At 59.5% G+C, this 12,957-nt stretch carries 12 protein-coding genes; 8 read left to right on the forward strand and 4 right to left on the reverse strand.

Going from position 1 to position 12,957, the window contains the following annotated elements:
* Positions 1-260 precede the first annotated feature (260 nt).
* The gene (locus IIC71_08950; protein ID MCH7669305.1) at positions 261-482 is read right to left on the reverse strand and encodes a helix-turn-helix domain-containing protein; all 222 of its coding nucleotides are present in this window, start codon (positions 480-482) and stop codon (positions 261-263) included.
* A gap of 119 nt (positions 483-601) precedes the next feature.
* Here IIC71_08950 and IIC71_08955 point away from each other — a divergent pair, with 119 nt between their 5' ends.
* The 4 genes from IIC71_08955 to IIC71_08970 all read left to right on the forward strand — a co-directional run bounded on the left by IIC71_08955 (position 602) and on the right by IIC71_08970 (position 4,972).
* Positions 602-1,024: a hypothetical protein gene (locus IIC71_08955; GenBank protein MCH7669306.1), complete on the forward strand. Its 423-nt coding sequence runs from the start codon at positions 602-604 to the stop codon at positions 1,022-1,024.
* On the forward strand, positions 1,021-2,253 hold the full coding sequence (locus IIC71_08960; GenBank protein MCH7669307.1) for a site-specific integrase: 1,233 nt from the start codon (positions 1,021-1,023) through the stop codon (positions 2,251-2,253). The genes IIC71_08955 and IIC71_08960 overlap by 4 nt, the downstream gene beginning before the upstream one ends.
* Before the next feature lie 1,058 nt (positions 2,254-3,311).
* Positions 3,312-3,491, forward strand: coding sequence for a hypothetical protein (locus tag IIC71_08965; protein MCH7669308.1), 180 nt, complete (start codon positions 3,312-3,314; stop codon positions 3,489-3,491).
* 452 nt (positions 3,492-3,943) lie between these two features.
* A complete protein-coding gene (locus IIC71_08970) occupies positions 3,944-4,972 on the forward strand; it encodes a cation transporter (GenBank protein MCH7669309.1) in 1,029 nt (342 codons plus the stop codon).
* 463 nt (positions 4,973-5,435) lie between these two features.
* On the opposite strand, the gene IIC71_08975 is transcribed toward IIC71_08970, so the two are convergent.
* Positions 5,436-5,837, reverse strand: coding sequence for a hypothetical protein (locus IIC71_08975; GenBank protein MCH7669310.1), 402 nt, complete (start codon positions 5,835-5,837; stop codon positions 5,436-5,438).
* A 131-nt stretch (positions 5,838-5,968) separates the two neighbouring features.
* The gene (lon, locus tag IIC71_08980; protein MCH7669311.1) at positions 5,969-8,260 is read right to left on the reverse strand and encodes an endopeptidase La; all 2,292 of its coding nucleotides are present in this window, start codon (positions 8,258-8,260) and stop codon (positions 5,969-5,971) included.
* 89 nt (positions 8,261-8,349) lie between these two features.
* On the opposite strand from lon, the gene IIC71_08985 reads away from it, so the two are divergent.
* Complete coding sequence (locus IIC71_08985) at positions 8,350-9,507, forward strand: MFS transporter (protein MCH7669312.1); 1,158 nt, start codon at positions 8,350-8,352, stop codon at positions 9,505-9,507.
* Between the two features lie 93 nt (positions 9,508-9,600).
* Positions 9,601-10,377, forward strand: a complete 777-nt coding sequence (locus IIC71_08990) for a hypothetical protein (GenBank protein MCH7669313.1) — start codon at positions 9,601-9,603, stop codon at positions 10,375-10,377.
* On the opposite strand, the gene IIC71_08995 is transcribed toward IIC71_08990, so the two are convergent.
* The gene (locus IIC71_08995; protein ID MCH7669314.1) at positions 10,374-10,865 is read right to left on the reverse strand and encodes an Lrp/AsnC family transcriptional regulator; all 492 of its coding nucleotides are present in this window, start codon (positions 10,863-10,865) and stop codon (positions 10,374-10,376) included. The genes IIC71_08990 and IIC71_08995 overlap by 4 nt on opposite strands.
* 144 nt (positions 10,866-11,009) lie before the next feature.
* Between IIC71_08995 and hppD the strand changes: the two genes are divergently transcribed.
* Positions 11,010-12,128, forward strand: a complete 1,119-nt coding sequence (gene hppD, locus IIC71_09000; protein MCH7669315.1) for a 4-hydroxyphenylpyruvate dioxygenase — start codon at positions 11,010-11,012, stop codon at positions 12,126-12,128.
* A 125-nt stretch (positions 12,129-12,253) separates the two neighbouring features.
* Positions 12,254-12,952 (forward strand): DivIVA domain-containing protein, encoded by a 699-nt coding sequence (locus tag IIC71_09005; GenBank protein MCH7669316.1) that lies wholly within the window; start codon positions 12,254-12,256, stop codon positions 12,950-12,952.
* Positions 12,953-12,957: the final 5 nt, after the last annotated feature.

The raw sequence follows: 12,957 nt of genomic DNA on the forward strand, positions 1-12,957 counted from the left end.
GACCAGCCGTAGCCCGTCCCGCTGTTCCGGGACCGCAGTAGCGGCGGCCTGTTGCGCCTGGTACCGACTTTCGGCGTCGTCGAGGTACGCGACGGTTTCTGCACCCGTAAAGTACCGGGGTTTATCGGTCACTGGCGACCTTCTCTTCCCGGATTCGCCGCCACGCAACTTTTCGGCGGGCCACAATTGCGTCGCACGACGGGCAGCGACCCAACTCGCAGGTACAACGATGCGGCCGGGGTGTCTTCGGGCGGTTCGGTTTAGGACTCATTGGTCGACGAGTCTTCGCCGCTCAAGAGGACCGCGAGACTTGCGCGCGGAATTCGAATGAGACGCCCGAGCCGGACGTGGCCGAGCTTGCCGGTCGAGACCAGCTCACGGATCAAGAACTCGGAAACCGAGCAGAAGCGGGCTACGTCGCGGATGGAGAGGACGGGGGGGAGGTCGTCGATTGAGGACACGGATGATGTGCTTGGAGCCATTTTTGACACTTCCTTGTGAGGACGTGTCCCAAGATTGGGCGGCTCCTGGCCCGAGACGGGCGGCCGATGCCGAGTAGCAAAGACTCGGCATGTGATTACACCTCGCGAAGGGTACAGGGGTGGCTGCTAAAGTCAACTTCATGGAAGTGAAGTGGTTTCTTGTCTTGTGCGCTGAGTGTGTGCGACGTTACGGTTTCGATCGGACCCCACCGACGTTCCGTGCCGAAGTAGAGAACTGGGGTAACGCCCGGGTCGAGGTCCGTCGCCGGTCCCGCGACGGAAAGGACCGCACTAGTTGGGTCTCACTCAACGTCACCCAAGACAGCCCCGATCACATGTTCTCGCCGGTAGTCAACTGCGATCACAACCACCGTTTCGAGGGGAGCGACCAGGAGGGGGACCTGGTGACCAGGATCGGCACTGCGATCATCGAGGCTATCAAAGTAGGTGCTTCGGTGGCGGTGATCGCGCCGAACGGTAAAGGCGCGGCGTCCGAGCGGTCGGCAATCCGCCGGGATCGAGAACGGAACACGATTCGATGAGACGCCGAGGGACGATCACCTCGAAGGCGGGCCGGTACTACGCGGTGGTCGACTTGGGCCGCGACGAGCTGAGCGGCCGACGCCGCCGACGTTGGTCGTCGGGATTCACCACCGAAGAGGAAGCGGAGGTGCAGCTGGTCAAATTCTTGCATGCGCTCGATGAGGGCGATTCCGTTGCGACGACGAAACTGACGGTCGCCACGTACCTTCGGGAGCGTTGGCTACCCATCGTGGAACCGAACCTGGCGGCCACCACCCAAAAGCTGTACCCGGTCATTGTCGATGCATACATCAACCCCCACATCGGCCACCTCCGGCTCGACCGGGTGGACGCCACCACGATAGATCTGCTGTACGTCAAGCTTCGCCGTGAGGGCTCCCGAACGGGTGGGCCGCTGGCGGCGAAGACGGTTCGCAACGTCCACGGGGTCATGTCGGCGGCCTTCTCGTTCGCGGTGAAGAAAGGACTCATCAACCGTAATCCGGTGGCGTCGGCCGAGTCACCGGAGGCGGGGAGACCGGATACGGCGACACCGTGGACGGCGGATGAGCTGCGTACTTTTCTCAACTATGTGGAGGGGGACCAGCTAGAGGCGCTGTGGTCGCTGATCGCGTTCACGGGAATGAGACGGTCGGAGGCATTGGGCCTCAGCTGGGACGAGGTGGACTTCGAGCGTGGAACGGTGGCGGTGGTCTACACCGTGGTCGACGCCGCCGGAGGGCCGGTACGGAGGCGGGGCACCAAGACCAGACGATCCCGCCGCCCGATCTCCCTCGATGGGGACACCATGAAAAAGTTGCGGGAGCATCGCCGTCGACAACTCACCGAGCGGATCGCGTGGGGAGCGGGTTATCACGATCTGGGGCTTGTCTTTTGCCGAGAGGACGGAACCATCCGGCGGCCTCCACAGGTGTCGAGACGGTTCGAGAAGCTGCGAGCAGAGTCGGGAGTGAGACGTATCACCCTTCGTGACGTGCGCCATGTGTGGGCGACGCTGGCCCTCGAGTCCGGTGTACACCCAAAGGTGGTCCAGGAGCGCTTGGGGCATTCTTCGATAGCGATGACACTCGATACCTACAGCCATGTGATCGCCGGACTCGACCAGGATGCGGCCGAAACGGTGGCCGCGGTGGTGTGGTCTTCTACCCAATCTTCTACCCAATCTTCTACCCAACTGGCCGATACTGGACGAGACGACACAGCACGGAGACGGGGAAAACCCTTATAGGACAAGGGTTTTCGATACTGGGCGGGATGAGCCGCGATAGGGTTTTTAGGTTGAGGGCCTAGTGGGAAGTATTCCCGTGGAGGTTCGAGTCCTCTTTCCGACACCAGCGGCTCTAGGTTTCACCCCTGGGTTGTCGTGCACTCATTGAGCGAACGCAGATGCGTTCGCTCAATGAGTGTCGAATTCAGAACCGGGAAACGATATCGGTGTGGAAGACCCGAGAGAGCTTGGCGAAGATGCTGGGACGATGAATCCGATGTTGAGCGCGTTGGGCTGATTCGACATCGACTCTCGCGCCAACCACATCGATGACATGCGCCGAGGTGGAGCACACCGATCAATCTCTCCGGGGCTCGGCTTCAAGTACAGGTTCTGTCTCAATCCGGCCAGCCGTCGGTCACGTCACAGCACACACGGGCAACGCGGTGCGTTGTACCAGGTGAGCAGCGTGGGAGGGTGTTGCGTTTGACAAGATCAATGGACAAGATGAGTTCACCGCCACGTTCGGTTCTGGTTCGACTACAGCAGTCGGCGTCGCCGGGTCGTTTGGTTCGACTGATATTTGGCTGCCTTGGTCGAGATCCTGAGCGGTAGCACCCGGATGGTCGGATACGACCACTACGGAACAGGCCGGACGCGCATTCCAGCACACCTAATTGCCTTCGAAAATCAGGTGTAACTCCTTGGTGAAATCTTGATGCAGCACAGCACCGGGGATCGCCTGATCCTCGCAGCGGACTCGTCGATGACCACTGTGGCCATCGAAGCGGCGCACAGGTGACCCCACTCTGTTTTGAGTTTGGCGCTGGTTTCGGGAGGTCTCGATTTTGCAGCGCGGGACAGGTTGAACGGTACGTTTCAGGTCTGCATACACCGTTCAGCCGACGGTCGAGGCTTTCGTCCAGATGGCGGTTCCGGAGGAGACCGAGCTGCTCTCGTTGTGAAGTCGCTTTACTCAGTCGATGTGCGCTACCACCTAGCTGAAATCGCAGTCCAACTGTGGGCATTCACGGCGAACTCGATAGCCTGCTGACGAGTCCTCTCACGCAGCAGAAGAAATGGCGTCTCTTATCTCCGAAGCAGAACTGATAGTCATCCCAGAAACTGGTCATGTCCCGACACTGATACGTGCCAAAGCCGTGACCGAGGGAATTATGCAACTACTCCAGCAGATAGCGCACACCCACTCTACGACTTCAGGTGAGCGCTGCAACACCACGGATGAGGTGTATCCCTAGAGATGGTTGATGGATTGGATTTCGACGATGGTGAATACTGAGCATGTGATGTCGACCGAATAGCGCGTGGTTTGTGGGGTTGGTTGCGATCCTTGGGTCCGACGCGGGTTTGCGGAGGAGAGGATAAACCGGGTGCAGGACTGGGCTGAGGTTCACTGGCTTTTCTTCCGGGAGGGTTGGCCGAAGGCGAAGATCTGCGACGATTTGGGTATGTTTCGGAACGAGGTGTCGCGGCTGCTGGGTTGTTGGAGGTTCATAGGGTTCGAGTGGCGGGCAGCGGACTCGAAGCCGGATTGAACCGGCCCGGGTCAGGTTGGCCGATACCCAAGGCCAACGTCAGGGCGATCGTCGGCGTTCAACCATGAGGTGAGAATTTGAGGGTGGAGTTGGTTGTGAATTGGACACGCACGCGTCAGTTCCGCTAGCGGAACTGTTCGCCCTATCATTTTCGGATGAGGGACAACCACCACGGCGATTACCATTTCGTTGACTACGACGGCGACTCGAGGCGGAGGCGCCTATTCAACCGCGCACGACACCTACTCGCGCACGATCATCACCATGCAGACGCTGCCTTGCTTGATACCGGTGCAGTTGGTATTCGTGCCACAAAGATCTCGTTGGTAATCCTGGGCGCCACCGCGCTGATTCAGGCTGGCATAGTCGTGATAAGCGGGTCCGTTGCCCTCTTGTCCGACACGTTGCACAACGTGACTGATGCGTTCACGGCAATTCCGTTGTGGATTGCGTTCTCCGTCGGTCGTCGAGCACCGACTCGTCGGTACACCTATGGGCTTAACCGTGCAGAGGATCTTGCCGGACTAGCGATCGTCGCAGCGATCGCTATCTCCGGTGCACTGGTGATACGGGAGTCCGTCTATCGGCTCTTTGAGCCGCGTATGCTCGATCACATCCCCTGGGTGATTGCCGCGGGTTTTATCGGTGGATTCGGGAACGAACTTGTAGCCCGGTACCGTATCCGAGTCGGCACAGCGATTTCTTCTCAAGCGCTGATAGCCGACGGTCACCATGCGCGAACTGACGCACTCACGTCCCTCGCGGTCGTAGCCGCTGGAATCGGTGCAGCCGTCAACGCCCCATGGGTCGACCCGGTTGCTGGACTCGTTGTTGCGGTGCCGATCCTGTGGTTGCTCGCCAAGTCGGGCCGGATCGTGGTGCGACGTCTGACTGATGGTGTAGAGCCGGAAATTGTTGACGAAGCGTGCGAGGCGATTCTCGCTGTTGACGGCGTTGACGGTGTCGAGGATGTCCGGGTGCGTTGGCACGGTCACCAGATTCGCGTCACGGCCTCGGTCGCTGTCGATCCCGACCTGTCCGTGACACAGGGGCATGATATAGCTCACGAGGTTGAACATGCACTCCATCATCAGTTCACGGCCTCAATCGTCGCGACCATACACATTGAACCCCGCGACCAGGCTGATCGCCACGAGATCGTCTCCCACCACGCCCGCCCGTAGCCGAATCGGCGTAGTCAGACTGCGGGGGTCGGGCTTGTGCGTTTTCCGCGGACCCACATCTCAACGCGATGTTGTGCGTCGCCAGCGACGGGTTCACGTGTTCGACAGGATCGATAGTCGGCGCTCTATCCGTGCCGACGAACCGGACGGGCTGAGAGCGGGTTTCGTACCTTCGACCATGCAGATCGCGCCTGGATATCCAGAGCTGGAACGCGAACGCGACCTCAGACTGTCTTGCACCACTATTGGGGGCTTTAGTCACCGGAGTGGCTGCAAACTCTGGAAGGCTTGCCGCCTTGTTGGCGCGGTAGTCGGCCGCCGATGCGCTTGAGGACAACTTGACTGACTAACAGGCGTCGTTGGCTGATGTCGTGCGCAATGGGGATGGCGCGTTGGTTGAGTTCGTGCTCGCGACCGCGACGTTCGGACTCTATCCGTCTTTCCCGATAGGCATCACATGACTTCAGCCCTCCGCGGAGTCTGCAAGGCCCGCTTCGGTGTTCATGTGCGTCTGTCTGACCGCAGCATCTAGGGAGAGCGCTACCCGTGCAAGATCAGGCGGCCCCATGGTCCGTTCGTCTAAACCGCGGGCGGGTGAGAGGTCAGTGAGGCGAAGACATGCCCACATGGGCACTTCTTCTTGGTATGCTGTGGGTATGAGAGGCCGACCTACGGGGTCATCGTCTGGTGAAGCGTCGAGAGTTCGGACGCTGCATCCAAACGTTTCTGGCGAACGGTCTGGTTCGAACCTAGCTATGCCGAATGGGTCTGGGGATGTCAACTCCACGGCGCACCGTCCTCCACCGCAGCCGTTGATCTCGGCGCATGTGCGGCGGCCGTGGACGTTTGTCGGTCGGCGATTCATCGAAGGTATCCCTGGAACCAAGGTCACCCGTCCTGCCGCCTGAGGACTTTGCGAATGCATGCGCGGCGAGGGGTCTTGTCGTTTAGGCGATGATGTTCGGGTCTGTATGAAACTACAGGGTGCTGGGTTGACTACGACAGCGCGATCTCCAGGACGGTTTCCAGATCCGAGGTCGGGTGGAAGGTCATATCGTTGCGGACCTCCTCGGGGATATCATCGAGATCGTCAGCGTTTCCTTGGGGGATAATGATTTCGCGCAGGCCGGCTCGATGTGCGGCCAAAACCTTCTGCTTCAACCCGCCAATGGGCAAAACTCTCCCTTGCAACGTGACCTCACCCGTCATGGCGACGCGTGTCTTGACGGTACGGTCTGTGAGCAGGCTGACCAACGCGGTCGCCATCGTGATGCCCGCAGACGGTCCGTCCTTTGGGATGGCACCTGCCGGAACATGGATGTGGATTGCACCCTTGAGGTCGTCGGGGTTGATAGCAAGTTCGGTCGCGTGCCGCCGAATGTAGGAGACCGCTATCTCTGCGGATTCCTTCATCACGTCGCCTAACTGGCCTGTCAGCGTCAATCCTGGTTCGCCGGGGACGATGCTGGCCTCGACGAAAAGAACGTCCCCGCCGGCTCCCGTAACCGCAAGGCCTGTCGCAACTCCGGGGACCGCAGTGCGCTCATCGATCTCGTTGTGATGCACCGTTGGTTTGCCGAGAAGGTCTCGGAGGTCCTCCGGGTTCACCGCTATCGGACCAGTTGCCTCACCGGTCGCGATACGTGTTGCAATCTTGCGTACGAGTTTGCCGAGCTGTCGCTCGAGGTTGCGGACACCTGCTTCTCGTGTGTAGTCGTCGACCGCGCGAGCAATCGTTTCCGCCGGGAGTTCGATCTCGTCCTTCGTGAGCCCAGAGCGCTCGATGACGCGTGGAAGCAGGTGCTTCTCAGCGATTTCCACTTTCTCGGCCTGTGTGTATCCATCGAGGTGGATCACCTCTGTACGGTCGAGCAGCGGAGCGGGAATCGTCTCGAGAACGTTTGCGGTGGCGATGAACATAACATCTGAGAGATCTAGGTCGAACTCCAGGTAGTTGTCGCGGAACGTGTGGTTCTGCTCAGGGTCGAGTACCTCGAGCAAGGCAGAAGATGGGTCTCCGCGCCAGTCATTTCCGACCTTGTCCATCTCATCGAGTAGAAACACCGGGTTCATCGAACCCGATTCGATCAGGGCACGGACAATCCTCCCCGGCCGGGCGCCAACATATGTGCGTCGGTGGCCGCGGATCTCTGCCTCGTCGCGAAGTCCGCCAAGCGCAAGCCTGACGAACTTCCTACCGAGGGCGCGAGCGACCGATTCTCCGAGGGACGTCTTGCCAACACCGGGAGGGCCAACGAGCAGCAGGATTGTCCCCATACGACGGAGCGTGGTGTCGGCGTCGAGGTTGCGGTCGTGACGGAGCTTGCGGATCGCAAGAAGTTCGATCACTCTGTCCTTAACATCTTCGATACCCGTGTGATCCTCGTCTAGTACCTCGCGGGCGGCGGTGAGATCGAGGTTGTCTTCGGTTGTTTCGCCCCACGGCAGCTCGAACGTGGTGTCAAGCCAAGTCCTGATCCATGAATGTTCCGGACTCTGCTCGCTGAGACGGTCAAGACGGTCGATTTCCCGACCGACGATGTCGGCCGCAGCTTCGGGGAGTTCGGCGTCTTCGAGCATCTTGCGGTACTCCCCGACCGTGGTTGTTTCATCCTCGCCAAGCTCGTTTCGGATCGCTTCCATCTGCTGGCGGAGGAGAAACTCCTTCTGGTTTTTGTCGATTCTCTCGGAGGCGTCTTCCCGAATGCGACGCCGCAGCGTGATCGATGCGAGTACTTCGTTCATCCATGGCAAGGCGAGCTCAAGGCGTTTGTCGACGTCCACTTCTTCGAGGAGCTGCGCTTTTTGCTGCAGATCGAGGTCGGGTGAGTACACCAAGAGATCCACGAGACGACCAGGGTCGTCGGTGGAGAGAAGCCGATCAGCAATGCCGCGCACGCCGCGCTGTTCGAGAATTTCTTCGACGACGGCGCGGAACTCGGCAGCTCGAGCGATGGTTTTCTTGCTGTGCGTTTTCGGCTCCGGAATGGTCTGCGCATCGACCCACAAGACGTCGTCCGAATCGGTTGCGCCTGCACCGATACGTGCGCGGGCGACGCCGCTCATAATCGCCGAGGTGCCGTCTCGGTCAGAGATCTCTTGCACTTCTGCAATGGTTCCGACGGACGCGTACTCACCGTCGATGAGCGGCACGAGCAGAAGTCGACCATCGGTTGCCTCTGTGGCGGCCAGTGCACGTTTCGCCGTGTCAGACTCGATGCTGACCGTGATGACCATGTGCGGGAACACGATCCCGCTGTGGAGCGGGAGAACTGGGAGGTTGGTGATGAGAACTTCAGACACGTTGGACCCTTTCGGCCGGTGCGAACATAACCGATTTTTGTTATGGCTATTCCACCTGCGCAGAAAATCTATGTATGTATCGCTCATATTATCAGCATCGGACGACATGGATGACGGTCGCGGGGGTCCCCGCGACGGTCCGGGTGCTCGGCGCTGCGGTGGCAGCTTCGGCGTTGTCGCAGCTCAGCTACAGGTGGGGTAGACGGCGCACATTCGTGCTCGGCATGGTGTTTTTCACTTTCGGTGCGGCAGTCTCTGCGTTCGCTCTATGGACCGGAAGTTTCTTGCTGCTGCTGGTCGGCATGTTTGTGATCGGCCCCGCACGTGCGGTGAACCAGCTCGCCCGTTTTGCGGCTGGCGACATGCACGCCGACGACCGTCGGGTGTCCGCTGTCAGTCTCATCGTCTGGGCGGCCACGATCGGATCCGTGATCGGGCCACGGTTGATTGGCAGGGCCGGAGCAATGGCGGAGTCGCTTGGCGCCAACGAACTCGCAGGTCCGTTCGTGATGGCAGCAGTCGGGTTCACCGTTGCCGCCGTCTACTACGCCACTACATTACGTCCCGACCCGATGGAACTGGCTATCGCGCAGAGCGGCGTTACAAGTTTCGTGGAGCGCCGCGCTTTGCGCGAGCTTATTGGCGTGCCCGCGATCCAGCTTGCGCTGGTGACGATGATGGCGTCGCAGTTTGTCATGGTGTTTGTGATGGTTATCGCTCCCGTCCACATGCGTGCGAACGGGCACAGTCTTGATGCGATTGGGTGGGTCATGATGGCGCACACTCTCGGAATGTTCGGCGTCGCCCCGATAACCGGTGCTGCGATCCGCCGGTGGGGAACCCACCGGGTCATTGCGGGAGCGGCTGTGACCCTGGCATCGGCCACGCTTGTTGCGATGTCCGCGCCGACCGCGGATATGAAGACCCTTGTCGTCGCATTGTTCCTACTCGGATTGGGGTGGAATCTGGGTTTTGTTGCGGGCAGCACCGTCATTCAAGAGGAACTCATGCTGCAGGATCGTGTGGGCATCCAGGGGATCGGCGACACGCTCACCGCGCTCGCGGCCGCGTCCGGAGCGTTTGCAACAGGGTTTGTTGCTGACTGGTGGGGATTTCGTGGCGTTTCTGCCATCGGGCTTGTGATGTCGGTCGTCCCGTTGATCGCACTCGCTCGGCACGCAAAACGTTCCATCGACCGCGTCGATCAACCGGATCGGTCTCGATCGGGTTGATCGCTCCGCTCGTTGACTACGAAGAATCGAGTCGCAGCCGCACACTCTAGGCCTATACTGCGAACGGTTCGCAACTAGCGAGTGGGTATCACGATGGCCGGAATCGCATGGGCTTTATTGGGGGCGTCGTACCTCCTCGGTTTGAGACATGGGTTCGATTGGGACCACATCGCAGCGATCACGGACATCACGAGTTCGCAGGGCGACCGTAGGCGGGCATTGTGGTTTTCGCTTCTCTACGCACTCGGGCACGGGTTTGTCGTCGTTGTGCTTGGCGTGGTTCTCATTCTCTCCGGGTTTGTCATACCGCAATCGATGGAAACGATCGTCGAACGACTCGTTGGGGCGACGCTCGTTTTCCTGGGAGTCTGGGTGTTTGTTTCGTTGGCCCGGTACGGTGCCAACTTTCGTCTACGTAGTCGGTGGATGCTGATATTTCAGTTTGCGCGTCGGATGCGGCGCCGTACTCCTGCCTGGGTGCGGCGAACATTTCTACGCGAGCAACCAGTTGAAGGCACACAGGAGGTCGACCCGGTCGACGAGCCGTTCGTCGACTACGGCGTCAAAACATCGTTCGGCGTCGGCATGCTGCACGGCATCGGCGCTGAGACACCAACTCAGGTCCTGATTTTCCTAGCGGCCGCGGACGCTGGTGGTCGAAGCATCGGGATCGCTACGCTACTTATGTTTGTCGCGGGCATCGTCACGATGAACACCTTCATTGCCATTGGAGCTACGTTTGGGTTCATCGGCGCCACACGCTCGAAGGTAATGTACGTCACGACGGTGGTTGTCGTCGGGGTTTTCAGCCTCGGCATTGGCAGCCTGTTTTTGTTCGGCGCTACTGATCTGCTACCAGTGCTGAATTAACCCTCGGCGGCTGACAGCACGAGGCTCAAGGATCGGGGCGGGATCTCTTCCGACAGGGAGATCGCGGTCGTCGTTTTGCCGACACCCTCGCTACCAAGAATATCCTGGAGGAGCGCCATGAGGTGGTCGTTCGAGCGGGCCACAACCCGACACAGGATGTCGCCAGGTCCGGCTAGGACGTGAGTCTCGAGAACTTCGGGGATCTCGCGAAGTTTGTCGATGAGATCTTTGTATGTCCCAGACTGCATCTCTACTGTCACAAACGCAGTCAACACGTACCCAAGGGTGGCCAGGTCGATGTCGGGTCCGTAACCGGTGACAACGCCATCCTGCTCAAGGCGGGCTATCCGCGCGGTTACGGTTCCTCGGGCGATTCCAAGCCTGCGCGAGATCTCGAGTGCGCCAATTCGCGGCTCACTCGCAAGCAGTCGGAGAATCGATGTGTCGATCTGATCGAGAGATCGGCACCCGTGTTGGCTAAGTTTCATCAGTTTCGCTCTTTTGGGTGTGCGAATTGTACAGCGTAGTCACGATCTGTTGTGAATGCATCGAGTGATATATATCATATTCCTTACGAGTGCACGGTGCTGCTGCGACAACATAGCGAGCGGGGGACCACGAGAGGAGCTTCCATGTCCGAAGACGTCATGCCTATTGAGGGTTACGACTACATCGAGTTCTATGTCGGCAACGCCCTGCAGGCAGCGCACTACTACGCGTCCGTGTTTGGTTTCGAGCTGTTCGCCTACAGGGGACCGGAGACTGGCCGGCGCGACAGCGTGTCGTTTGCCATGCAGCAAGACCGGCTGCGGTTCGTGCTGACCGGCGCACTTTCGTTGGATACCGAGATCGCTCACCACCACGTGGTGCACGGTGACGGGGTGCATGACGTTGCATTTCGGGTGCCGGACGCTCGAGCTGCCTTTGCAACAGCGATTCGCCGTGGCGCCACAGCACACCTTGAGCCGGTGACAGAACAAGACGACCGCGGCGAGTTCACGACGGCCGCGATCAAAACGTACGGCGAAACAATCCATACCTTTGTCGACCGCTCAAGATACGCGAACGGCGACGCGTACGGCCGCTATTTTCGACCGGGGTATGAACCACGGACGTGGAACGTCCCGCGTGCTGCAACGAACCTCAAGTACATTGACCACGTTGTCTGCAACGTTGAGCTAGGTCAAATGGACACCTGGGCCCGCTACTACGCTGACGTGATGGGGTTTACCCAACTGGCGCACTTCAACGACGAGCAGATCGGAACGCAATACACCGCACTCATGTCGAAGGTGCTGTGGGACGGTGAGGGACGAATCAAGTTGCCCATCAACGAGCCTGCGCAAGGCAAGAAGCGCTCCCAGATTCAAGAGTACCTTGACTTCTACGACGGTCCCGGCGTCCAACACATGGCGTTGGCGACGAACGATATCGTGTCAACCGTTACGGCGCTCGTACGCGCCGGTATGGAGTTCCTCACCGTGCCGATGACGTATTACGACGACCTAAGAACCCGTCTCGACTGGTCGATCATCGACCGCGACATCGACCGCCTTGCCGAGCTGGGGATCCTCGTTGACCAGGATGAGGAAGGGTATCTCTTGCAGATATTTACCAAGCCTGTTGAGGATCGCCCGACGGTGTTTTTTGAGATCATCGAACGTCATGGATCGAAGGGATTCGGGGTTGGCAACTTCAAGGCGCTGTTCGAATCCATCGAACGTGATCAAGCCCGCCGAGGGACGCTGTAGCGGTGCTGCAAGCAGCATGATGTTAAAGACCTATTGACTACGGGGGGTGGTTGCCGATACACTATGGGTGGGCGTAACAATGAGGTAGCGGGAGCGTTCTGTGTAAGCAGCGAAGGGCTGAGAGCATGGACACTCTTTCCACAGCATTAGAAGACACCACGTTTCCGCTTTCGCGGCGAGGGTATGACACTTCCGCCGTTGACAAGTTTATGGACAACCTTAAGGAGCTCGTCGCCACCCTTGAGGGCCGACTGATGTTGTCAATCAGCAAGAGCGGCAGCCTTGAGAGTCAGATGCGTACGGTCGGTGACGCCGAACACGTTGCCGAGGCGGCCTTTCTGGCCGCGGCCGACGCAAAGAGAAGGCTGCTTGCTCAGGCAGAGCGCAAGGCCGCTGAAATCATCGCCGAAGCGAACGACGCAGCAGCGCGTCTCCTTGGGGAGCCCGAAAGAGCTGTTGAACAGGCCCGGATCACGGCCGACGAGATGCTCAGCGACGCGGTGAAACGCATAGACGCAAGCGATGCTGAGGCGAGCAGCATTCTTGCAAGGGCAGAGTTGACGGCTCGTACCATGCTCATGGACGCCGAACACAAGGCGCGTGACCTGGCTAGCAACGCGCAGCAGAGCACGACTCACGACATCGCCCATGCGACTCGCGAGTATGAGCGCATTCAGGTCCTTTTGAGTTCGCTGAAGCAAGCCGTTGCAGAGTCGGTCGATTCGCTGTCAACCACGTATCCAAGCGGTGTCGACGGCCAGGGCCTTGCAGTGGATCTCAATGCTGCTGAGCAAACGGTACGCACGGTCAGCGAGATTCGTTAACACGG

Source organism: Acidobacteriota bacterium, assembly GCA_022562055.1.
Lineage (GTDB): Bacteria > Actinomycetota > Acidimicrobiia > Spongiisociales > UBA5794 > BMS3BBIN02.